Origin of the sequence: Pseudomonas sp. B21-047, assembly GCF_024748775.1 — a bacterium.
GTDB lineage: Bacteria > Pseudomonadota > Gammaproteobacteria > Pseudomonadales > Pseudomonadaceae > Aquipseudomonas > Aquipseudomonas capeferrum.
In genome coordinates this window covers 1363791-1386811 of record NZ_CP087169.1, presented here as the reverse complement: position 1 = coordinate 1386811, position 23021 = coordinate 1363791, and the positions used below count along the sequence as shown (strand labels likewise).

Annotated in this window: 24 protein-coding genes; 16 read left to right on the top strand and 8 right to left on the bottom strand. The window is 63.4% G+C overall.

Annotation, left to right across the window (positions count from 1 at the left end):
• Position 1: 1 nt before the first annotated feature.
• A complete protein-coding gene (locus LOY26_RS06405; RefSeq protein ID WP_186654636.1) occupies positions 2–1144 on the bottom strand; it encodes a patatin-like phospholipase family protein in 1143 nt (380 codons plus the stop codon).
• A 25-nt stretch (positions 1145–1169) separates the two neighbouring features.
• Positions 1170–2105 carry a lipid A biosynthesis lauroyl acyltransferase gene (locus LOY26_RS06400; RefSeq protein ID WP_186654633.1) on the bottom strand — a complete coding sequence of 312 codons (936 nt, stop codon included), beginning with the start codon at positions 2103–2105 and terminating at the stop codon, positions 1170–1172.
• Between the two features lie 111 nt (positions 2106–2216).
• On the opposite strand from LOY26_RS06400, the gene minC reads away from it, so the two are divergent.
• The 7 genes from minC to LOY26_RS06365 all read left to right on the top strand — a co-directional run bounded on the left by minC (position 2217) and on the right by LOY26_RS06365 (position 8814).
• A complete protein-coding gene (gene minC / locus LOY26_RS06395; RefSeq protein WP_186654631.1) occupies positions 2217–2969 on the top strand; it encodes a septum site-determining protein MinC in 753 nt (250 codons plus the stop codon).
• 99 nt (positions 2970–3068) lie between these two features.
• Positions 3069–3881, top strand: a complete 813-nt coding sequence (gene minD / locus LOY26_RS06390) for a septum site-determining protein MinD (RefSeq protein ID WP_033700734.1) — start codon at positions 3069–3071, stop codon at positions 3879–3881.
• A gap of 3 nt (positions 3882–3884) precedes the next feature.
• On the top strand, positions 3885–4139 hold the full coding sequence (gene minE, locus LOY26_RS06385; RefSeq protein ID WP_003252572.1) for a cell division topological specificity factor MinE: 255 nt from the start codon (positions 3885–3887) through the stop codon (positions 4137–4139).
• A 151-nt stretch (positions 4140–4290) separates the two neighbouring features.
• Entirely contained in the window at positions 4291–4926 is a 636-nt protein-coding gene (locus LOY26_RS06380; RefSeq protein ID WP_033700735.1) for an RluA family pseudouridine synthase, read from the top strand.
• A gap of 88 nt (positions 4927–5014) precedes the next feature.
• Positions 5015–6304, top strand: coding sequence for a M18 family aminopeptidase (locus LOY26_RS06375; RefSeq protein ID WP_033700736.1), 1290 nt, complete (start codon positions 5015–5017; stop codon positions 6302–6304).
• Between the two features lie 144 nt (positions 6305–6448).
• Positions 6449–6616 carry a hypothetical protein gene (locus LOY26_RS06370; RefSeq protein ID WP_167334464.1) on the top strand — a complete coding sequence of 56 codons (168 nt, stop codon included), beginning with the start codon at positions 6449–6451 and terminating at the stop codon, positions 6614–6616.
• A 44-nt stretch (positions 6617–6660) separates the two neighbouring features.
• On the top strand, positions 6661–8814 hold the full coding sequence (locus LOY26_RS06365) for a mechanosensitive ion channel family protein (RefSeq protein WP_033700737.1): 2154 nt from the start codon (positions 6661–6663) through the stop codon (positions 8812–8814).
• Between the two features lie 9 nt (positions 8815–8823).
• Here the strand turns inward: LOY26_RS06365 and LOY26_RS06360 are convergent, their stop codons facing one another.
• Positions 8824–9537, bottom strand: a complete 714-nt coding sequence (locus LOY26_RS06360; RefSeq protein ID WP_186654624.1) for a UTRA domain-containing protein — start codon at positions 9535–9537, stop codon at positions 8824–8826.
• A 328-nt stretch (positions 9538–9865) separates the two neighbouring features.
• Between LOY26_RS06360 and LOY26_RS06355 the strand changes: the two genes are divergently transcribed.
• The 6 genes from LOY26_RS06355 (at position 9866) to LOY26_RS06330 (ending at position 15157) form a co-directional block, all read left to right on the top strand.
• On the top strand, positions 9866–10930 hold the full coding sequence (locus tag LOY26_RS06355; protein WP_033700740.1) for an ABC transporter substrate-binding protein: 1065 nt from the start codon (positions 9866–9868) through the stop codon (positions 10928–10930).
• Between the two features lie 146 nt (positions 10931–11076).
• Complete coding sequence (locus LOY26_RS06350; protein ID WP_033700741.1) at positions 11077–11883, top strand: alkaline phosphatase family protein; 807 nt, start codon at positions 11077–11079, stop codon at positions 11881–11883.
• On the top strand, positions 11880–12719 hold the full coding sequence (locus LOY26_RS06345) for an ABC transporter permease subunit (RefSeq protein WP_033700742.1): 840 nt from the start codon (positions 11880–11882) through the stop codon (positions 12717–12719). Before LOY26_RS06350 ends, LOY26_RS06345 begins: the two co-directional genes overlap by 4 nt.
• Positions 12709–13500 carry an ABC transporter permease gene (locus LOY26_RS06340; RefSeq protein ID WP_186654619.1) on the top strand — a complete coding sequence of 264 codons (792 nt, stop codon included), beginning with the start codon at positions 12709–12711 and terminating at the stop codon, positions 13498–13500. The genes LOY26_RS06345 and LOY26_RS06340 overlap by 11 nt, the downstream gene beginning before the upstream one ends.
• Before the next feature lies 1 nt (position 13501).
• Positions 13502–14491 carry an ABC transporter ATP-binding protein gene (locus LOY26_RS06335; RefSeq protein WP_186654617.1) on the top strand — a complete coding sequence of 330 codons (990 nt, stop codon included), beginning with the start codon at positions 13502–13504 and terminating at the stop codon, positions 14489–14491.
• A gap of 12 nt (positions 14492–14503) precedes the next feature.
• Complete coding sequence (locus LOY26_RS06330; RefSeq protein WP_186654614.1) at positions 14504–15157, top strand: HAD family phosphatase; 654 nt, start codon at positions 14504–14506, stop codon at positions 15155–15157.
• A gap of 35 nt (positions 15158–15192) precedes the next feature.
• Here the strand turns inward: LOY26_RS06330 and LOY26_RS06325 are convergent, their stop codons facing one another.
• Complete coding sequence (locus tag LOY26_RS06325) at positions 15193–16155, bottom strand: NAD(P)H-quinone oxidoreductase (protein WP_033700747.1); 963 nt, start codon at positions 16153–16155, stop codon at positions 15193–15195.
• A 139-nt stretch (positions 16156–16294) separates the two neighbouring features.
• Between LOY26_RS06325 and LOY26_RS06320 the strand changes: the two genes are divergently transcribed.
• The gene (locus LOY26_RS06320; protein ID WP_186663006.1) at positions 16295–18376 is read left to right on the top strand and encodes a carboxy terminal-processing peptidase; all 2082 of its coding nucleotides are present in this window, start codon (positions 16295–16297) and stop codon (positions 18374–18376) included.
• Between the two features lie 70 nt (positions 18377–18446).
• Here the strand turns inward: LOY26_RS06320 and LOY26_RS06315 are convergent, their stop codons facing one another.
• From LOY26_RS06315 to LOY26_RS06300, 4 genes are all read right to left on the bottom strand, one after another.
• Entirely contained in the window at positions 18447–18815 is a 369-nt protein-coding gene (locus LOY26_RS06315) for a hypothetical protein (protein ID WP_033700749.1), read from the bottom strand.
• Entirely contained in the window at positions 18812–19150 is a 339-nt protein-coding gene (locus tag LOY26_RS06310) for a helix-turn-helix transcriptional regulator (protein WP_033700751.1), read from the bottom strand. The genes LOY26_RS06315 and LOY26_RS06310 overlap by 4 nt, the downstream gene beginning before the upstream one ends.
• Positions 19151–19250: 100 nt before the next feature.
• On the bottom strand, positions 19251–19691 hold the full coding sequence (locus LOY26_RS06305; RefSeq protein WP_033700753.1) for a YkvA family protein: 441 nt from the start codon (positions 19689–19691) through the stop codon (positions 19251–19253).
• A 280-nt stretch (positions 19692–19971) separates the two neighbouring features.
• Complete coding sequence (locus LOY26_RS06300; RefSeq protein WP_047581718.1) at positions 19972–20748, bottom strand: FKBP-type peptidyl-prolyl cis-trans isomerase; 777 nt, start codon at positions 20746–20748, stop codon at positions 19972–19974.
• A gap of 269 nt (positions 20749–21017) precedes the next feature.
• On the opposite strand from LOY26_RS06300, the gene LOY26_RS06295 reads away from it, so the two are divergent.
• Both LOY26_RS06295 and LOY26_RS06290 read left to right on the top strand, forming a co-directional pair.
• Positions 21018–21755 carry an AraC family transcriptional regulator gene (locus tag LOY26_RS06295; protein ID WP_033700755.1) on the top strand — a complete coding sequence of 246 codons (738 nt, stop codon included), beginning with the start codon at positions 21018–21020 and terminating at the stop codon, positions 21753–21755.
• A gap of 189 nt (positions 21756–21944) precedes the next feature.
• Complete coding sequence (locus tag LOY26_RS06290; RefSeq protein WP_033700757.1) at positions 21945–23018, top strand: SDR family oxidoreductase; 1074 nt, start codon at positions 21945–21947, stop codon at positions 23016–23018.
• Positions 23019–23021 lie beyond the last annotated feature (3 nt).

The window sequence follows — 23021 nt, the reverse complement described above, 5'->3', positions numbered from 1 at the left end:
ATCAAATCCCCAGAAACTGCTCCAGCTCGCGCCGCTTGACCAAGGCATCGCGCCGCCCCAGCTCGATCAGCTCACTGCAGTAGCTGGCCTCGAACAGCAGGTAGCTCAACACCCCCGCCCCGCTGGTACGCGTCGCCCCCGGCCCACGCAGGAACAGCCGCAACGGCGCTGGCAGCTCGCGCCGGTGGCGTGCCGCGATTTCGTCCAGCGGCTGGCTGGGCGCCACCACCAGAACCTCCACCGGCGCCAGCCCCAGGCGCCGTGCATCGAGGTGGGCAGGCAGCAGGTGGCTCAGGTGATTGAGGCGCTGGAGCAGTTCGATGTCGTCTTCCAGGCTGTCGATGAAGGTGCTGTTGAGCATGTGCCCGCCAATCTGCGCCAGGCTCGGTTGCTGACCACTGAACACGCGCTGGGTAGGCAGCGGCGGCGACGGCCGCTGCGGGTTGCCGCTGACCCCGACCACCAGCACCCGGCTGGCCCCCAAGTGCAAGGCCGGGCTGATTGGCGCCGACTGACGAACCGCGCCATCACCGTAATACTCATCCCCCAGCCTGACCGGCGCGAACAACAGCGGGATCGCCGCACTGGCCAGCAGGTGATCGATGCTCAACGCTGTCGGTACGCCGATACGCCGGTGGCGCAACCAGGCATCAATGGTGCCCCGCCCTTGGTAGAAGGTCACCGCCTGGCCGGACTCGTAGCCGAATGCAGTCACCGCGACGGCGCGTAGCTGTTCGCTGGCCAGGGCATGGCCGATGCCGTCCAGGTTCAGCTGCGCCTGCAACAGGGCACGCAGTGGGCTGCTGTCGAGCAGCGCCACCGGCGCCTGGCCGCCCAGGCCCAGCAGGCTGTGGCCGACGAAGCGGCTGGCCTGGCGGACCACCCCCGGCCAGTCGCTGCGCAGCACCCGGTGGCTGCGCAAGTTCTGCCAGAACGCGGTGAGGTTTTGCACGGTGTCGGTAAAGCGGGTGGCGCCGCTGGCCAGGGTGACCGCATTGATGGCGCCGGCCGAAGTGCCGACGATGACCGGGAAGGGATTGGGCGCGCCGGGTGGCAGCAGTTCGGCGATGCCGGCCAGTACGCCGACCTGATAGGCGGCGCGGGCGCCGCCGCCTGAGAGGATCAGGCCGGTGGTTGGGGACATCGATGCCTCACTGACCGCTCAACGATCAACGCTTTTTCTTGTCGTACAGCCGGGGCGCCCCTTCGGGCCGCGACTTGAAGCGCCGGTGCGCCCACAGGTACTGCTCGGGGCACTCGCGCAATACACCTTCGATCCACTGGTTGATGCGCAGGCAGTCCGCCTCTTCGCTTTCCCCTGGGAAATCTGCCAGAGGCGGGTGAATCACCAAACGATAGCCGCTGCCGTCTTCGAGGCGCTTCTGGGTAAACGGGATGACCTGCGCCTTGCCCAAACGGGCGAACTTGGTAGTGGCGGTCACGGTCGCTGCCGGGATGCCGAACAGCGGCACGAACAGGCTCTGCTTGGCACCGTAGTCCTGATCTGGCGCATACCAGATCGCCCGGCCGGAACGCAGCAGCTTGAGCATGCCGCGCACATCCTCACGCTCCACCGCCAGCGAGTCGAGGTTATGCCGCTCACGGCCGCTGCGCTGGATGAAGTCGAACAGCGGGTTACCGTGCTCACGGTACATGCCATCGATGGTGTGTTGCTGGCCCAACAGCGCGGCGCCGATTTCCAGGGTGGTGAAATGCACGGCCATCAGAATCGCGCCCTGCCCTGCCTGCTGGGCTGCCTGCAGGTGCTCGAGGCCTTCGATATGGGCCAGGCGCGCAAGCCTGGCCTTGGGCCACCACCAACTCATGGCCATTTCGAAGAAGGCGATACCGGTAGAGGCGAAATTGGCCTTCAACAAACGCCGCCGTTCGTCGACAGACAGCTCCGGGAAGCACAGCTCCAGATTGCGCGCGGCAATGCGTCGACGCTCACCGGCCACCCGGTACATCAGCGCGCCCAGGGCGCTTCCGAGCCACAGCAAGGCCCGGTACGGCAACTGGACTACCAGCCACAGCAGGCCCAGGCCCAGCCACAGGCCCCAGAATCGTGGGTGGAGGAAATAGGGACGAAAACGCGGGCGTTCCATTGAGGCTTCCGGAAAGACAAAGGCCGCGCATTCTACAACGGATCAGCGCATGTTGCGGGCAACGGGTGTTCTCGTTATAAGTCAGGGCACTTTTTTCGCAACAAGCCGTCTATGCAGACCATGAGCCTAAACCAGACCCCCGACACCGCCTCCGTGTTCCAGCTCAAGGGCAGCATGCTCGCCATCACAGTGCTGGAACTGGCGCGCAATGACCTTGAAGCCCTTGACCGCCAACTGGCGGCCAAAGTCGCCCAGGCGCCCAACTTCTTCAGCAACACGCCGCTGGTGCTGGCCTTGGACAAACTGCCGGCCAGCGAAGGCGCGATCGACCTGCCCGGCCTGATGCGTATCTGCCGCCATCATGGCCTGCGTACCCTGGCGATCCGCGCCAACCGCATCGAAGACATCGCCGCAGCGATCGCCATCGACCTGCCGGTACTGCCGCCGTCCGGTGCCCGCGAGCGGCCGCTGGAGCCAGAGCCTGAGGTGAAGCAGCCCGAGCCAGCCCCTGCGCCTGCGGTCGAGCCACAGGTGCGCCCGACGCGCATCATCACGGCGCCCGTGCGTGGCGGCCAGCAGATCTACGCTCAGGGTGGCGACCTGGTGGTGACCGGTTCGGTCAGCCCGGGTGCGGAACTTCTGGCCGATGGCAACATCCATGTGTACGGCGCCATGCGCGGGCGCGCCCTGGCGGGCATCAAGGGCAACACCAAAGCGCGCATCTTCTGCCAGCAGATGACTGCGGAAATGGTCTCGATCGCGGGCCAGTACAAGGTCTGCGAAGACCTGCGCCGCGACCCGCTGTGGGGCTCCGGCGTGCAAGTCAGCCTGTCCGGTGACGTGTTGAACATCACCCGTCTTTAACGGATACTTGCCGTCATTTTTAGAGCAACTTTTTTACCTGTTGCCGTTTTTTGCATATTGCTGGGACACCTGTCCCAACTTATTTAGGGGTGAAACACCTTGGCCAAGATTCTCGTCGTTACTTCCGGCAAGGGGGGTGTGGGCAAGACCACCACCAGCGCCGCCATCGGCACCGGCCTCGCACTGCGCGGCCACAAGACGGTCATCGTCGACTTCGACGTCGGCCTGCGTAACCTCGACCTGATCATGGGCTGCGAGCGCCGCGTGGTGTATGACTTCGTCAACGTGGTCAACGGCGAAGCCAACCTGCAGCAGGCCCTGATCAAGGACAAGCGCCTCGAGAATCTGTACGTGCTGGCCGCCAGCCAGACCCGTGACAAGGACGCGCTGACCCAGGAAGGCGTCGAGAAAGTGCTGATGGAGCTCAAGAAAGACTTCGAGTACGTCATCTGCGACTCCCCGGCCGGTATCGAAAAAGGCGCACACCTGGCGATGTATTTCGCCGACGAAGCCATTGTCGTGACCAACCCTGAGGTTTCCTCGGTACGTGACTCGGACCGCATGCTGGGCATTCTGTCGAGCAAGTCGCGCCGCTCCGAAAACGGCGAAGAGCCGATCAAGGAACACCTGCTGATCACCCGCTACCACCCCGAGCGCGTCGAAAAAGGCGAAATGCTGAGCATCGACGACGTTACCGACATCCTGGCGATCAAACTCAAGGGCGTGATCCCCGAGTCCCAGGCAGTGCTCAAGGCTTCCAACCAGGGCATTCCGGTCATCCTCGACGACCAGAGCGATGCCGGCCAGGCCTATAGCGACACCGTCGACCGTTTGCTGGGCAAAGAAAAGCCCCTGCGGTTCATCGAAGTGCCGAAGCAAGGATTCTTCGCGCGCCTGTTTGGAGGCAAGTAAACCATGAACCTTTTTGACTTCTTTCGTGGCAGACAGAAACAGACCAGCGCGTCGGTGGCGAAAGAGCGTCTACAGATCATCGTGGCGCATGAGCGCGGCCAACGCAGCGAACCGGACTACCTGCCGGCCCTGCAGAAAGAACTGCTCGAAGTGATCCGCAAGTATGTGAACATCGGCAACGATGATGTGCACATCGAGCTGGAGAACCAGGGCAGCTGCTCGATTCTGGAGCTGAACATTACCCTGCCGGATCGCTGATCTGGCTGAAAGCTGGGGCTGCTTTGCAACCCATTCGCGGCACAAGGCCGCTCCTACAAGGGCTCCAGTTCCCCTGCAGGAGCGGCCTTGTGCCGCGAATGGGCCGCAAAGCGGCCCCGCTTTTTTCCCCTGATTCAACCGAGACCACGCAATGCCGCTGTCAAACGTCCAGATCCTCCACGAAGACGCCGCCATCCTGGTGGTCAACAAGCCAACCCTGCTGCTGTCGGTACCCGGCCGTGCCGATGACAACAAGGACTGCCTGATCACCCGCCTGCAGCAAAACGGCTACCCCGATGCGCTGATCGTGCACCGTCTGGACTGGGAAACCTCGGGCATCATCCTGCTGGCCCGCGATGCCGACAGCCACCGCGAGCTGTCGCGCCAGTTCCACGACCGCGAGACCGAGAAGGCCTATACCGCCCTGTGCTGGGGCCAGCCGGCGCTGGACAGCGGCAGCATCGACCTGCCCCTGCGCTACGACCCGCCGACCAAGCCTCGGCATGTAGTGGACCACGAGCAGGGCAAGCATGCCTTGACCTTCTGGCGCATCCTGGAACGCTGCGGCGATTACTGCCGGGTCGAGCTGACCCCGATTACCGGGCGTTCGCACCAGTTGCGCGTGCACATGCTGTCGATCGGCCACCCGCTGCTGGGCGACCGCTTGTACGCCAACCCTGAGGCCCTGGCAGCGCATGAGCGCTTGTGCCTGCATGCCGCGATGTTGAGCTTTACCCACCCGGTTTCCGGGGAACGGTTGAAGTTCGAGTGCCCGGCACCCTTCTGATGACCTTCGCGGGCTTGCCCGCGACTGGCCCGACACAATTTGTGATCTATCTGCGTTAAACTCGCGCCACTGCTGTCTGGAGTGAGTTATGCGCGAAGCACTGAACACTGGCCTGATCGATTTCCTCAAGGCCTCCCCCACGCCCTTCCACGCCACTGCCAGCCTGGCCCTGCGCCTCGAGGCTGCCGGCTACCAGCGCCTGGACGAGCGCGACAGCTGGGCCACGGTGCCTGGCGGTCGGTATTACGTCACCCGCAACGACTCCTCGATCATCGCCATCAAACTGGGCAAGCAAGCGCCCCTGCTGAGCGGTATCCGCATGGTCGGCGCCCACACCGACAGCCCGTGCCTGCGGGTCAAGCCGCAACCCGAACTGCAGCGCCAAGGCTTCCTGCAACTGGGCGTAGAGGTATACGGCGGTGCGCTGTTGGCGCCCTGGTTCGACCGCGATCTGTCCCTGGCAGGGCGGGTCACGTTCCGCCGTGACGGCAAGGTCGAGAGCCAACTGATCGACTTCAAGCTGCCCATCGCGGTCATCCCCAACCTGGCGATCCACCTCAACCGCACCGCCAACGAAGGCTGGCAGATCAACCCGCAGAACGAACTGCCACCGATCCTGGCCCAGGTCGCCGGCGATGAGCGCATCGACTTCCGCGCCCTGCTCACCGAGCAGTTGGCCCGCGAGCACGAGCTCAATGCCGACGTGGTGCTGGACTACGAGCTGAGTTTCTACGACACCCAGGATGCCGCGCTGATCGGCATCAACCGTGACTTCATCGCCGGTGCCCGCCTGGACAACCTGCTGTCATGCTATGCCGGCCTGCAGGCACTGCTGGCCGCCGACAGCGACGAGACCTGCGTGCTGGTGTGCAACGACCACGAAGAGGTCGGCTCGTGCTCGGCCTGCGGCGCCGACGGCCCGATGCTGGAGCAGACCCTGCAACGCCTGCTGCCCGAAGGCGACACCTACGTGCGCACCATTCAGCGCTCGTTGATGGTCTCGGCCGACAACGCCCACGGCGTGCACCCCAACTACGCCGACCGGCACGACGGCAACCACGGGCCCAAGCTCAACGCAGGGCCGGTGATCAAGGTCAACAACAACCAGCGCTACGCCACCAACAGCGAAACCGCCGGGTTCTTCCGCCACCTGTGCATGGCCGAGGAAGTGCCGGTGCAGAGCTTCGTGGTGCGCAGCGACATGGGCTGCGGCTCGACCATCGGTCCGATCACCGCCAGCCACCTGGGCGTGCGCACGGTCGATATCGGCTTGCCGACCTTTGCCATGCACTCGATCCGCGAGTTGTGCGGCAGCCACGACCTGGCGCACCTGGTGAAGGTGCTGACCGCGTTCTATCGCAGCCGCGAGCTGCCCTGAGTGTAAGGGTGTAACTGACGGCTTCTTCACAGCACACGCCTGCGAAGAAGCCGAAACAGGTCTTGCTACTGCCTCGGATCAACCCGCTTCGCCTGCTAACCGCTATGCTTGTTACATGGCCCCACTGCAAAAGGATTGCTGTCCATGTCCCCCTTCCTGTCCCTGTTCGTGCCGGTGTTCCTGTTCCTGCTGCTGCTGACCATCGGCTTCAGCCTGCGCGAGCGCAACATCGGTGTGCTGATGATGTGGATCGGCACGCTGGGCATCTTCGGCCTCACCTGCTGGAAGATCCTGGAGAAACTGCCCACATAAACCTCTACACTCGGTCAATCGTTTGACCTGAGGTAGATTTCCCGGTGCCTGCCCTCCTGCGTTACCTGTCCCTGCTGCTGTTTCTGCTCATCTCCCCGGTTCAGGCCGCCGGCCTGCCGAGCCTGCTCGGCGCCGGTACGCCTGCCCAGCCTGCGGCCACCGAGCCGCTGGGCAAGTCGCTGGACGAGGTGATCAAGAACCTGGAAAACGACCAGCAGCGTGCCAAGCTGCTGGCCGACCTGAAAAAACTGCGCGACGCCACCCAGCAATCGCAACCCACCGTCGAACAAGGCGTATTAGGCCTGATCGGCGGTGCGCTGCATGATTTCGAACGGCAGTTCAGCGGCGACGCCAGCCCCTTCCACCGCTGGTCGATGGAAATCGACCAAGCCCAGACGGAACTGACCGAACTGATGGTGCCGGTGCACCAATGGCCGGCGATCCTGTTCGGTTTTGCCGCGATCATCGCCGTGTGGAGCCTGCTGGCGTATGCCTTCAACTGGGTCGGCCACCGGGTACGGCTACGCTTCGGCCTCACCGAAGAACTGCCCCAGCACCCCCGGACCTGGGACTTGGTGCGTTTTGCCCTGCGCAAACTCGGGCCATGGCTGGTGGCCCTGGTGTTCACCGTGTACTTGAGCTTTGCCCTGCCCTCCTCGCTGGGCAAGTCCATGGCCATGGTGCTGGCGTACGCGCTGGTGGTGGGCACCTGCTTCTCAGCCATCTGCGTGATCGCCTTCTCGCTGCTCGACGGCCCCCACCGCCACCGCGCCCTGCACATCCTGCGGCACCAGGCTTTCCGCCCGCTGTGGCTGATCGGCAGCTTTGCAGCCTTCGGCGAAGCCATGAGTGACCCGCGCATGACCGTCGCCCTCGGCACCCACCTGGCACACGCCCTGGCAACCCTGGCCAATGTCATCGCAGCGATCTGCACCGGGCTGTTCATTCTGCGGTTCCGCCGCCCGATCGCCCACCTGATCCGCAACCAACCGTTGGACCGGCGCCTGACCCGGCGCACCCTGAGCGACACCATCGAGATTCTCGGCAGCTTCTGGTTCGTACCGGCGATGATCCTGGTAGCCATTTCGCTGTTCGCCACCTTCATCTCGGCCGGCGACACCAGCACCGCCCTGCGCCAGTCGCTGATGTGCACGGTACTGGTGGTGGTGTGCATGGTGCTCAATGGCCTGGTGCGCCGCCACGCCGCCAACCCCAAGCGCGCCAACAAGCGCCAGGCGGTGTACACCGAGCGCCTGCGCAACTTCGCCTACGCCCTGGTGCACCTGTTCATCTGGCTGCTGTTCATCGAACTGGGGCTGCGCGTGTGGGGCCTGTCGATGATCAGCTTCGCCGAGGGCGACGGCCATGAAGTGAGCCTGCGCCTGCTGGGCCTGGCCGGCACATTGATTGCCGCCTGGCTGGTGTGGATCTTGGCCGACACGGCCGTGCACCATGCGCTGGTGCGCTCGCGCCGCGGCCTGGCCAACGCCCGCGCGCAAACCATGATGCCGCTGATTCGCAACGTGATGTTCGTGGCCATCTTCATCATCGCGGTGATCGTCGCCCTGGCCAACATGGGCATGAACGTCACCCCGCTGCTGGCCGGTGCCGGTGTGATCGGCCTGGCCATCGGTTTTGGCGCGCAGTCACTGGTGGCCGACCTGATCACCGGGTTGTTCATCATCATCGAGGATTCGCTGGCCATCGACGACTACGTAGATGTCGGCGGGCACCTGGGCACGGTCGAGGGCCTGACCATCCGCACCGTGCGCCTGCGCGACATCGACGGCATCGTGCACACCATCCCGTTCAGCGAGATCAAGAGCATCAAGAACTACTCGCGGGAGTTCGGCTACGCGATCTTCCGCGTGGCGATTCCGCACAGCATGAACATCGACCAGGCGATCACACTGATCCGCGAGGTGGGGCAGAAGCTGCGTAACGACCCGTTGATGCGCCGCAATATCTGGTCGCCGCTGGAGCTGCAGGGGGTAGAGAGCTTCGAGTCGGGCTCGGCGATCTTGCGGGCACGCTTCAAGACCGCGCCGATCAAGCAGTGGGAAGTGTCACGGGCGTTCAACCTGGCCTTGAAGCGCCAGCTGGATGAGGCCGGGCTGGACCTGGCAACGCCGCGGTTGTCGGTGCAGGTGGTGACGGCGGGCGGTGGCGGCATGAGCGAAGCCGGTTCCTCCAGCTAGCGTCCCCCCTCAACCGGCCTGGGCACGAATGCGGATCGCATCATGCCGCCAATACTCGAGGTCACAGTCGATCAGATGCCCATGCTGGTCGCTGTTGACCCGGGTGATATGCAGCCCAGGGCTGCCGACCGACACCTTCAGCGCTGCTGCTGCGTCCACCGGTAACGCCGTGGGCAAGATCTCGAAACACACCTGCCCGTAACCAATGCCATAGACGCGACCGTAGATCTCGGTCAGTGACTGGGCCAGGTCCTGCTCAAGAATCCCGGGGAAGTACGCGGGGTTGAGGTAATGCTCGGCATACAGCACCGCCCGCCCATCGATACGCCGCAACCGGCAGATACGCACCACACTGGACAACGCCGGCATATGCAGCCGTGCGCAGACAATGGCCGAGGCAGGCTGCAGCCGCGCCGACAGCAACTCGGTACTCGGTACCCGCCCCTGATCACGCACCATGGCATGAAAGTGGCTACGCTCGATCAGGTCATAGGTCAGCCGCTGGGGCGCGACGAACCAGCCACGGCGCTCTTCCCGATAGATCAGCCCCTGGGCTTCCAGCTGCGCCAAGGCCTCGCGCAGGGTGATGCGGGTGGTGTCGAACACCTCGCTGAGCTTGCGTTCGGCCGGCAGCTTGCCCCCCGGCGCCAGCAGGCCGTGTTCGATCTGCTCCTGCAGGGCGTGGCAGATGGCTGTTACCGCACGCGGTGGCATTGGCTGCATCAAAGGTTACCTATCTGGACTAGTCCAGCCCCATGACAGGGCATCTGGAGCGTAGTGCAAGCCTAGGCAGGGCTGATGAACATCCTGTGACAAAGGCGCCACAAGGGCTTTGCCAGAATCGGGCCAAGCCAGGCAAATCAGGGCTTGGGATCTGGTCTACGCTGTATTTTCAGGCAACCGGAGCCACCGCTTCAGGCCTCTCCCTACATCAAACTGTCACGCAAGCGACCTACCTTGGCTCAAGGTTTGCTGACCTAGACCAAAGGTCGCCGGCAACAGCTTCATTCATGACAACAATCGCAAACGGCACCCACCCAAGGAGCTTCGGATGAAAAAGTTCTTCATGGCGTCACTGCTCGGTTCGGCCATCGCCTTGTGTACCACGGCCATGGCCGCCGGCACCGACCTCAAGGCCCTGGAAGACGCCGCCCGCAAGGAAGGCACCGTCAACAGCGTGGGCATGCCCGATGCCTGGGCCAACTGGAAAGGCACCTGGGAAGACCTGGCCAGCAAGTATGGCCTCAAGCACAGCGACACCGACATGAGCTCGGCCCAGGAGCTCGCCAAGTTCGCTGCCGAGAAGGACAACGCCAGCGCCGACATCGGCGACGTTGGCGCCGCCTTCGGGCCGATTGCGGTGACCCAGGGCGTGAGCCAGCCGTACAAGCCGAGCACCTGGGACCAGGTGCCGGAGTGGGCCAAGGACAAGGACGGGCACTGGGCGCTGGCCTATACCGGCACCATCGCGTTCATCATCAACAAAGACCTGGTGAAGGAAGAGGAACGCCCGAAAACCTGGCATGACCTGGAAAAAGGCAAGTACAAAGTCGCCATCGGCGACGTCGGCACCGCTGCCCAGGCCGCTAACGGCGTACTCGCCGCTGCCATCGCCTACAAGGGTGACGAAGCCAATATCGCGCCGGGCCTGCAGCTGTTCACCAAACTGGCCCAGCAGAAGCGCCTGTCACTGGCCAACCCGACCATCCAAACCCTGGAGAAGGGCGAAGTGGAGGTCGGCGTGGTGTGGGACTTCAATGGCCTGAGCTACCGTGATCAGATCGACCCCAAACGCTTCGAGGTGCTGATCCCCTCGGACGGCTCGGTCACGTCGGGTTATACCACCATCATCAACAAGTACGCCAAGCACCCGAACGCGGCCAAGCTTGCGCGTGAGTACATCTTCAGTGATGCAGGGCAGACCAACCTGGCCATCGGCCACGCCCGGCCGATCCGCGCCGAGCACCTGAAGTTGCCGGCTGATGTGCAGGCCAAGCTGCTGCCCAACGACCAGTACGGGGCTGCGCAGCCGATCAAGGATGCCGCAGTCTGGGAAGCGACCTCGAAGAAGCTGCCGCAGATGTGGAACGAGCAAGTGATCATCGAGATGGAGTAAGGGGGTAGCTGTCTAGCGCCTCCACCGACCCTTTCGCGGGGCAAGCCCGCTCCCACAGAGTCACCACAACCTTGAGCCCTGTGGTGCACCTGTGGGTGCGGGCTTGCCCCGCGAAGCAGGCAACACGGTTATTGACTGGAGCCACCATGCAACACAACGTCATCCTGGTCCTGCTCGACGGCCTCAACCACCAGGTCGCCCACCATGCCATGGGCCACCTGCATGCCTACGTCGAGGCCGATCGCGCCGCGCTGTACCGCGTCGAATGCGAGCTGCCATCACTGTCGCGCCCGCTGTACGAGTGCATTCTCACCGGCGTATCGCCGATCGACAGCGGTATCGTGCACAACAACGTCAACCGCTTGTCCAACCAGCGCAGCGTGTTCCACTACGCCCGCGAAGCGGGGCTGGGCACGGCGGCGGCGGCCTATCACTGGATGAGCGAGCTATACAACCGTTCGCCCTTCGACGCCCAGCGCGACCGCCACACCCATGCGCCCAAGCTGCCGATCCAGCATGGGCTGTTCTACTGGGATGACCGTTACCCCGATTCGCACTTGCTGGCCGACGCCGAATACCTGCGCCGCCGTCACGCACCGAATTTTCTGCTGGTGCACCCGATGAGCATCGACGATGTCGGCCACCGCCATGGCCTGGACAGCAGCCAGTACCGCAACGCGGCGCGCAGTGCCGATATCCTATTGGCCGACTACCTGCCGCGCTGGCTCGAAGAGGGCTACCAGGTGCTGGTCACCGCCGACCACGGCATGAACAACGACCGCTCGCACAACGGCCTGCTGGCCGAGGAACGCGAGGTCCCGCTGTTCGTCTTTGGCGACGGGTTCAGCCTCGACCCTGCAGCCAAACCGCTGCAAACCGAGTTGTGTGGGACCCTCTGCGAACTGCTCGGCGTGGCCCACGACAAATCGGTGTGCCGGGAGCTGCTCAAGTGAATGCCAGCCATCGCGGCCGTTACCTTGCCCTGCTCTGCCTGCTGCCGTTCGCCGTGTTCTTCGTCATCTTCCAGATCGCCCCGCTGGCCTGGGTGGCAATCAACAGCGTGCAGTCGGAAGCGGGCTGGGGTGTAGAGAACTTCAGCAAGGTGTTCGCCTCGAAGTTCTACCTGCAGGCCCTGCAACGCAGCCTTGAGATCAGCTTCTGGTCGAGCCTGTTCGGCATCGTCATCGCCACTCTCGGCGCCTACTCGCTACGCCAGGTGGATTCACGCCTGCGCGACTTCGTCAGTGCCTTCGCCAACATGACCAGCAACTTCAGCGGCGTGCCGCTGGCGTTTGCATTCATCATTCTGCTCGGTTTCAACGGCGCCCTGACCTTGCTGCTCAAGCAGATCGGCCTGCTGGAAGACTTCAGCATCTACTCCAAGACCGGGCTTATCCTGGTCTACACCTACTTCCAGATCCCCTTGGGCGTGCTGTTGCTGTACCCCGCTTTCGACGCTTTGCGTGAAGACTGGCGTGAATCGGCCGCGCTGCTTGGCGCCAACCACTGGCAATACTGGCGGCATATCGGCCTACCCGTGCTGACCCCGGCGCTGCTCGGCACCTTCGTCATCCTGCTGGCCAATGCCTTGGGTGCCTACGCCACCGTCTATGCGCTGACCACCGGCAACTTCAACGTGCTGACGATCCGCATCGCCGGCCTGGTGGCCGGTGACATCAGCCTCGACCCCAACCTGGCCAGCGCCCTGGCCATGGTGCTGGTGGCGCTGATGACGCTGGTCACGGTGGTTCATCAATGGCTGCTGAAAAGGAGCTACCATGCGCGCTGATGCCCATTCCAACCTCTACCACCGCATGGTGGTGTACCTGCTGTTCATGATCATGCTGCTGCCACTGGCCGGCACCCTGCTTTACTCCCTGGCCACCAGTTGGTCGGCCAGCCTGCTGCCCAGCGGGCTGACCCTGAAGTGGTACGTGGCGTTGTGGAGCGAACCGCGCTTCCTGGCCGCCTTCGGCCAGTCGCTGCTGGTGTGCGTGGGGGCGCTGCTGCTGTCGGTGGTTTTGATCCTGCCGCTGTTGTTCGTGGTGCACTACCACTTCCCCAAACTCGACGCGCTGATGAACGTCCTCATCCTGCTGCCCTTCGCGGTGCCGCCGGTGGTGTCATCGGTGGGCCTGCTGCAGTTGTACGGCAGCGGGCCGATGGCCATGGTCGGCACGCCGTGGATCCTGATCGGTTGCTACTTCACCATCGCCCTGCCATTCATGTACCGGGCGATCACCAACAACCTGCAGGCGATCAACCTGCGCGACCTGATGGACGCCGCCCAACTGCTCGGGGCCAGCACCTGGCAGGCGGCGTTCCTGGTGGTGCTGCCGAACCTGCGCAAAGGCCTGATGGTGGCCCTGTTGCTGTCGTTCTCGTTTCTGTTCGGCGAGTTCGTCTTCGCCAACCTGCTGGTCGGCACCCGCTATGAGACCTTGCAGGTGTACCTGAACAACATGCGCAACAGCAGCGGCCACTTCAACAGCGCGCTGGTGATCTCGTACTTCGCCTTCGTGCTGGTACTCACCTGGGTCGCCAACCGCCTGAACAAGGACAAGACCTGACATGAGCTTCGTCAGCGTACAGCAACTGCACAAACGCTATGCCGGCACCCCGGTGTTCGAGAATATCGACTGCCAGATCGAACGCGGCGAATTCGTCACCCTGCTCGGCCCCTCCGGGTGCGGCAAATCCACCCTGCTGCGCTGCATCGCCGGGCTGACCCCGGTGGACAGCGGGCGCATACTGCTCGATGGCCAGGACATCGTGCCCCTGAGCCCGCAAAAGCGCGGCATCGGCATGGTCTTCCAGAGCTACGCGCTGTTCCCCAACATGACCGTGGAGCAGAACGTCGCCTTTGGCCTGCGCATGCAAAAGGTCAAAGCCGACGAAAGCCTTGCCCGGGTGCGTGAGGTGCTGGATCTGGTGGAGCTGGGCAGCTTCGCCGGGCGCTACCCGCACCAGTTGTCCGGTGGCCAGTGCCAGCGCGTGGCGCTGGCCCGTTCGCTGGTGACCCGCCCGCGCCTGCTGCTGCTCGACGAGCCGCTGTCAGCGCTGGATGCGCGCATCCGCAAGCACCTACGCGAACAAATCCGCGCCATCCAGCGTGAACTGGGGCTGACCACCATTTTCGTCACCCATGACCAGGAAGAAGCGCTGACCATGTCTGACCGCATCTTCCTGATGAACCAAGGCCGCATCGTTCAGAGCGGCGATGCCGAAACCCTCTATACCGCGCCCGTGGACCTGTTCGCCGCGGGCTTTATCGGCAACTACAACCTGCTCGACCCAGACAGCGCCAGCCGCCTGCTGCAACGCCCGGTGGCCAACCGCCTGGCCATCCGCCCGGAATCCATCACGTTGGGCCTGAATGGCGAGCTGGACGGTGAAGTGCGCAGCCATAGCCTGCTGGGCAACGTCATCCGTTACCGGGTGCGGGTGCGCGACGTGGAACTGGTGGTCGATGTGCTCAACCGCTCGTCCGCCGACCTGCATGTGGACGGCCAGCGGGTATCCTTGTCGATCGACCCCACGGCGCTACGTGAAGTGGCCTAGGAGACAGCAACAATGGCACTGGCAATTTTCGATCTGGATGAAACCTTGATCCACGGTGACTGCGCCTCGCTGTGGAGCGAGCAGATGGCCCGCTTGGGCTGGGTCGACGGCAAGGCATTCTTGCGCCGCGACCATGAGCTGATGGAGGCCTATGGCAAGGGCCACCTGCAGATGGAGGACTACATGGCCTTCAGCCTGGAGCCCATTGCCGGGCGCACCCTGGAAGAGGTTGAACACCTGGTGCAGCCGTGGGTGGAAGACGTCATCGAACCGATCATTTTCGGCGACGCCTGCCGCTGCATCGCCGAGCATCGCAAGCGTGGCGACCGTGTCCTGATCATCTCCGCCTCGGGCACGCACCTGGTTGGGCCGATTGCGGCGCGGCTGGGGGTGGACGAGTACCTGGCGATCGAGCTGGAGGCGGTGAACGGGGTGTACACCGGCAAGACCCACGGCGTGCTGACCTACCGTGAGGGCAAGATCACCCGCTTGCTGGAATGGCTGGATCAGGAACAGGAGAACCTGGAGGGGGCGAGTTTCTATTCTGATTCGCGCAACGATTTGCCGCTGTTGTTGAAGGTGGACCACCCGCATGTGGTGAACCCGGATGCGGTGTTGCGCGAACATGCCCAGATCAATGGGTGGCCTATCTTGAGCTGGGCTTGAGGATCATGGGGGCTGCTTTGCAGCCCCCAGCAATCTCAAACCAGACTCGGGTCGATCACCATCACCAGCTTGCCCGACACCTGGTTGCTCTCCAGCTCGGCATAGGCCGCCTGGGCAAATTCCACCGGGTAGGTGTCCACCAACTGCGGCGACAAACGCCCTTCGGCGAACAACGGCCACACCTGCTGCAGCAACTCGCGCAGCAACTCGGCCTTGAAGCCATCATCACGGTTACGCAGCGTCGAACCGGTGATCTCCAGGCGCTTGCCCAGCACCAGCGCCAGGTCGAGGTCGAACGTGCGCCCGCCCATCAGGCCGATGATCACCCAGCGCCCGTCACGCGCCAGCAACTTGAGGTTGAGCGGCCCGTAACTGGCGCCGACCGGGTCGAGAATCACGTCGAATGGCCCCAGACCTTCCAGCGCTTCGAGGTTCTCGTTACGCACCACACCGCCGGCAGCGCCCAGGGCCTGGCAATAGGCCAGGCGGTCCTGCGAGCCAACGCTGACATACACCGGGTTGCCAAACGCCTTGCACAGCTGGATAGCCGCCGAGCCAACGCCACTGGCACCGGCGTGCACCAGCACCTTCTCGCCCGCCTTGACAGCACCCAACTGGAAGATGTTCAACCATGCCGTGGCGTACACCTCGGGCAGCGCCGCCGCTTCCTGCAGGCTCAGGCCTTCGGGCACCGGCAGCACATGGCGGGCATCCACCACCACTTCCTCGGCCATCGCGCCGCTGGCCAGCAGCGCACACACCCGGTCGCCTATGCGCCAGTCGGCGCCCGGGCCCACTTCCTCGATCACCCCGGCGCACTCCAGGCCCATGTACGGGCTGGCGCCAGGCGGTGGCGGGTACAGGCCCTTCATCTGCAACAGGTCGGCGCGGTTAAGCCCCGCAGCCGCCACGCGAATGCGTACTTGGCCGGCGTCAAGGGCCGGGCGTTCGGCCTCGACCCACTCCACATGTCCGTCAACGCCTTGCAATGCCTTCACAGTGCCTCCATAGTTGAATCATGACTGGGCCTGGGGACGCTTACCCCAGGCTTTTTGCAGTATTTGCCCGGCTCCATGGAACCGGCAACGGAAAAGACGGCCTACTATGCGTGATCAATTGCCTCCACGTCGAATCAGCATGAAGCATTTCCTACCCAGCACCGCCCTGGCCCTGATGATCGGCCTGGGCAGCCTCACGCTCGGCGGCAATGCGGCGGCCGCCAACAAGTGGGACAGCCTGCAGCCGGACCGCGACGAAATCGTCGCCAGCCTCAACGTGGTTGAGCTGCTCAAGCGCCATCACTACAGCAAGCCACCGCTCGATGACGCCCGCTCGGTGATCATCTACGACAGCTACATCAAGCTGCTGGACCCGGCGCGCAGCTACTTCACCGCAGCCGACATCGCCGAATTCGACAAGTGGAAGACGCAGTTCGACGACTTCCTCAAAAGCGGCAACCTCGACCCTGGCTTCACCATCTACAAACGTTACCTCGACCGCGTCAAGCAGCGCCTGGACTTTGCCCTGGCCGAGCTGAACAAGGGCGTCGACAAGATCGACTTCACCGCCAAGGAAACCTTGCTGATCGACCGCAAGGACGCCCCGTGGTTGAAGAACCAGGCCGAGCTCGACGACCTGTGGCGCAAACGCGTGAAAGACGAAGTACTGCGCCAGAAGATCGCCGGCAAAGAGCCCAAGCAGATCCAGGAAACCCTGACCAAGCGCTACAAGAACCAGCTTGCGCGCCTGGACCAGACCCGTGCCGAAGACATCTTCCAGGCTTACATCAACACCTTCGCCCAGTCCTACGACCCGCACACCAATTACCTGTCGCCAGACAACGCGGAAAACTTCGACATCAACATGAGCCTGTCGCTCGAAGGCATCGGCGCGGTGCTGCAAAGCGACAACGACCAGGTCAAGATCGTGCGCCTGGTGCCGGCAGGCCCTGCGGCCAAGACCAAGCAGGTAGCCCCGGCCGACAAGATCATCGGCGTGGCCCAGGGCAACAAGGAAATGGTCGACGTGGTCGGCTGGCGCCTGGACGAAGTGGTCAAGCTGATCCGCGGCCCCAAGGGCTCGGTGGTACGCCTGGAGGTTATCCCGGCAAGCAATGCCCCGAGCGACCAGACCAGCAAGATCGTTTCGATCACCCGCGAGGCGGTCAAGCTTGAAGAGCAGGCGGCGAAAAAGTCGGTGCTCAAGCTCAAGCAGGATGGCCGTGACTACAAGTTGGGCATTATCGAGATCCCGGCCTTCTACCTGGACTTCAAGGCCTACCGTGCCGGGGATCCGGAGTACAAGAGCACCACGCGCGACGTGAAGAAACTGCTCACCGAACTGCAGAAAGAGAAAGTCGACGGCGTGGTCATCGACCTGCGCAACAACGGCGGCGGCTCCCTGCAGGAAGCCACCGAGCTGACCAGCCTGTTCATCGACAAGGGCCCGACGGTGCTGGTTCGCAACAGCGACGGCCGCGTCGACGTGCTCGAGGACGAAAACCCGGGCGCCTTCTACAAAGGCCCGCTGGCACTGCTGGTCAACCGCCTCTCGGCTTCGGCCTCGGAGATCTTCGCCGGCGCCATGCAGGATTACCACCGCGCACTGATCATCGGTGGCCAGACCTTCGGCAAAGGCACCGTGCAGACCATTCAGCCGCTCAACCATGGTGAACTGAAACTGACCCTGGCCAAGTTCTACCGGGTTTCCGGGCAGAGCACCCAGCACCAGGGCGTACTGCCGGACATCGACTACCCGTCGATCATCGACACCAAGGAAATCGGCGAGAGCGCCCTGCCCGAGGCCATGCCGTGGGACACCATCCGCCCGGTGGTCAAGCCTGCGGCCGACCCGTTCAAGCCGTACCTGGCCCAGCTCAAGGCGCAGCATGAAGCGCGCAGCGTCAAGGATGCCGAGTTCACCTACATCCGCGACCGCTTGGCCCTGGCTCAGAAGCTGATGAGCGAGAAAACCGTCAGCCTCAACGAACAGGACCGCCGTGCCCGCCACGATGAGATCGAGGGCAAGCAACTGGCCCTGGAGAACATCCGCCGCAAGGCCAAGGGCGAAGAGCCGCTCAAGGAGCTGAAGAAGGAAGACGAGGACGCGCTGCCGGCCGAGGATGAAACCACCAAGCCGGAAGACGACGCCTACCTGTCCGAAACGGGGCGCATCCTGCTCGACTACCTGAGCGCCAGCTCGCAGGTGGCCAAGCACTGATGTGCTGCGCTGTTTAACAAAAAGGGCCGGGTGTGAAAACACCCGGCCCTTTTTGTAGGAGCGGTGGCTGTCAGGCGGTTTCCGGATAGGGGTACTCAAATACCCTGACGACTTCCGAGGCATGCCACGACGCCGCCTCCATGCCATCAACCGGCCCGGCAAAACGGCCCAGCCGCTCGACGCACTCGAAAAACCCGGTACGCGGCAGGCGGCTGGCGCCCTGGCTGATGACCAGCGAACTGCGCAACGGCTGCTCGGCGCGCGCATCGATCACGGCCAGGTACTCCAACGCGGCGGTCAGGGTCTGCATGGCCGGGCTGGGCAATTGCAAGCGCTCGATGAGCGCGCGATACGTCAGCAAATGACGTTGACGACGGGCCAGGTCAAGCTCGTCCAGCAGGTTCTGCCAGTGCTGGCGGCTGATCCTGACCTGGCTCATGATGGCTCGCTCCAACCCGCCACACCCAGGTGCCAGGCCAGGGCGCGGCGGATAGCGGCGTCCGGCTGTCGCTCGCCTGATTCGATCATGGCCAGATAGGCCGGGCTGACACCGACGTTGCGCGCCAGTAGCTCAGGGGCAATGCCCTTCGCCTCACGTATCTGCGCCACCTCGCTGAAAGCCGGCAAGGGCGCACTGGCGGCACTGACCGGCGTTTCACTGGCGCTTGCCTCGGCAGGCGCCTGCCCTGCTGCCTTCAACAGTGCCTGGTACTGCTCCCAGGGAACGACTGCGTACTCGGGCTGACCGTCCCGGCTAATAACCTGAATACCCATTACAACCCCCTTACGTGGGATTACGGCATGTAATCCATAGGCATAATCCTTATGCCAATTATATTACCAAGTACGGGAGTGTGTGCAGCTCAGGCTGATTTCACTGCGTATTACGTTCCAGGCGCAAAGCTTCGGGGGAGTTCGGCAAGCGCTCCACCACCCGCAACCGCTCTGGCGCCTGGCTGTCGCGCCAGGCTTTGAAACGCCCCAGCTCATCCGCGACGGTTTTCAGCACCCAGCCCAGCACGGCAATATCGTCGAGGAACCCGACCCCCAGCAACCAGTCGGGGATGGCATCGATAGGGCTGACGAAGTACAGCAGGCCGGCAACGATGGTCACCAGTGCCTTGGGGCTGATGGCGCGGTACTCACCCCGCCACCAGGCCAGGCACAGTGACTGCAGCAGCTTTACATCCTCGCGCAGCTGACCGATCCGTGGGCCTTTGCGGGCCACAGCGAACAGCAGGGCCGGTAACCGCCCGCGGCTGAGCAGGCGCTCGGCCAGCGGCAGGAAACGGGCGAAATTCCAGGGTGCGCTCATGGAGCCTCCGAGAGGGAGGTTATCCACATTTATTGTGGATAACCTTGTGAACAGGGCGAAGTTTCTGACGTCAGGTGCCCACTAGGCAAGGGTCCCGGTCAGATCGGGCGTTTTTTACACAGTCGTTTCAGTTGCGCAAACGATTTGCGTCAGAAGCATCCTACTTCATCACGCTGCTATTGCTCGGACAGTATCAGCCGACAGAGGTTCTTCCAAGCGTCTACCGCCGAAACGAAAACGCCCCGTCAAGACGGGGCGTTTTCTGCAAAAGCAGCCAGTATTACTTGGCTGGTTCTTCTGCTGGTGCTTCGGCAGGCGCTTGCGCCGGTGCTTCGGCTTCCGGCTCTGCACCTTGCAGTTGTGCCGGGTCCTTGATGGCGATCAGCTCAAGGTCGAATACCAGTACCGAGTTGGCTGGGATCAGCGGGCTCGGGCTCTGGGCGCCGTAAGCCAGTTCGGCCGGGATGAACAGCTTGTACTTCTCGCCGACGTGCATCAGTTGCAGGCCTTCGACCCAACCTGGGATGACGCCGCTGACCGGCAGGTCGATCGGGCTGCCGCGCTCGACGGAGCTGTCGAACACCTTGCCATCGGTCAACTTGCCTTCGTAATGAACGGTGACCACGTCAGTCGGCTTGGGCTGCGGGCCGTCGGCCTTCTTGATCACTTCATACTGCAGGCCCGAAGCGGTGGTGACCACGCCTGGCTTCTTGGCGTTGTCTTCGAGGAACTTCTTGCCGGCGGAAGCGGCTTCTTCGCTGGCCTTGGCCAGACGCTCTTCGGCGCGCTTCTGCAGCGAGGTGAAGGCCTCTACCAGCTCTTCGTCCTTGATGCGCTGCTCTTTCTTGCTGACCGCGTCTTCGATGCCCAGCGCGACCGCTTTGGAGTCAAGGTCTTCCATGCCTTCCTGAGCCAGGCTTTTGCCCATGTTCAGGCCGATACCGTAGGAGGCTTTCTGTGCCGGCGTCTTCAGCTCGGGGCTGCTGGCCTGTTGGTCGCAGCCAGCCAATACGAGGCCTACCAGGGCAACCGCAGCCGCCAAACGATGCTGTTTCATGCTATTTCCTTGTTCATGCGCCATAAGGGCAATCAGGGTAAAGCCGCGAGCTTAGCAGGCGGCCGTGACCAATGGCTACCGGCATAGGAGCGGGTAAACACTGATTAGTTCAACAGCCTTGCATGCATCAGAAAAGCCTTAATTAGTGCAAAAGATCATTCGTTACGCTTTGTATCGACCAAGATATACCATAACGCTATCATCTGCCGCTTTCAGGATGCTGGCCCGGGCGCGGCCAGGCTTTCTAGAACGGGCTTCAGGGATGCACAATGAGATGGGACGGAGCAGTAACTTTCGGTGATTACTGGCTGGGCTACACCGGCAAGACCGACCAAACCGCAGCCCACGCCCACGTCGCCATCCAGCTGTGCATCGGCCTGCGCTACGACATCACCGTGGAGTTCGGTAACCATACCCTCAGTGCACCGGGGGTACTGATCGGGCCCTCCGTCGACCATCGCTCGTTGCCCAACGCCGACCGCGTTGCCTTCCTTTACTTCTACCCGGACGCGCCGCTTGGCCGCGCATTGAAAGCCCTGCTCGACGAGAGCGGCAAGGCAGCGGTCAGCCCTGACATCGTCGATTGCGTGCGCCAGGCGGCCAACTTCGATGAGGTAGTCGCAGCCCTGGAACTCAAGCTGGTGCCCCCCGACAGCTTCGACCCACGCCTGTCCAATGCCCTGCACCTGCTGCGCCAGGACTGGGCGGGCATCGGCGCGGTGTCGCGCGCGGCCAGCGCGGTAGGCCTGTCCAGCCCACGCCTGCGCTTTTTCGCCACGCACCAGATGGGCGTGCCACTGTCGCAATGGATCATCTGGCGCAAGCTCGAACGTGCCTGCCATGCCCTTGCCCACGACGCCAGCCTCAGCGATGCCGCCATCGCCGGCGGCTTCGCTGACCAAGCCCACCTCACCCGCATGATGCGGCGCATGGTCGGCATGTCGCCCAGCCGCGTCGCCGTGGTACTGCGCAATACAAGCGATTCGTTCAAGAATCAGCAGTTCTAAATCGCCATCATCCCCTCCAGCCCGCGCCGATCGGGGTCTCCACCCAGGCGCAGGGCCGCTTGCCGGCCGTTGCCACTGAAACACAGGCACACAGGTCGGCTTTTTTAATCGCTCCGGTTCCTTGGCCCCCTTGCGGCTGCCAGGCAGACGGGCCACTTCATCAACCTAGCGAGCAAGGAGTGCTAGTCCATGTCTGGACAAACGCGGCTGACCGTTTTCCTTACCGGCGGAGCCGGTGTACTGGGCGATACCCTGATCGACCAACTGGCCGAGCGCTATCACCTGGTCTGCCTGACCCGGCGCAGCAGCATTCGCCACCCTGGGGTCGAAACCCTGCGCGGTGACATCTGCCAACCGCACATGGGCCTGTCCCACGCGGACTACCTGGCGCTGACCAAACGAGTCGACTGGGTCATCCACTGCGCGGCCATTACCCGCCTGGATGGCCATGCCGAAGCGGTGTTCTCGGTCAATTACCAAGGCACCGAGCAGGTGCTGCAGTTTGTCCGCGATGCCGACGTACCGCTGTACCACATCAGCACTGCCTTCACCCACCCCTGTGACTACCACCCAGGGGTGATGCCCTCGACCCCGTACGAAGTGGTCAAGCGCCAAGCCGAGACCCTGGTGCGTGAGGCCGGCGTACCGGTTTCGATCTTTCGCCCGTCGATCATCATCGGCGACAGCCACAGCGGCCACATGCCCATGCTGCAGGGCTTTCACCTGACCATGGGGCTGATGATGTCGGGCTACCTGCCGATCATCCCCTGCCCTGAGGGCGGCCGTGTCGATGTCATCGCCCGCGACGTGGCAGCTGCCGGCATCGCCAGTGCCCTGGATCAGCGCCTGATCGGTGACGACTACTTCCTCACCAACGGCCCACAGGCGCTGGATATCCGCACCCTGCTCGACCTCATGTGCGAACAAATGCAAGACCAGAGCACACCCTTCCAGCGCCCGCGCTGCATGAACCCGGACATCTACGAACGCCTGGTACGCCCGGTGTTCCTGCCGGCCCTCGAAGAGAACATCCGCGCAGCCCTCGGCCGGGCGACCCAACTGTGCCGCTACGCCAGCCTGCTGCAGCCGCTGCCCAGCTCCCTGGAGCAACTGTTGCCGGCCCAGCGCCTGGCCCAGCGCTCACCGCGCCAGGAGTTGGCGCTTACCTTGGCATGCCTGGCGCCCAAGCTTTCGGCCATGCAACGCATGCTGAAGATTCCAGCAGCGGGCGAGCGCCGTGGCGAACTGGCCATGGAGGCCTGAACG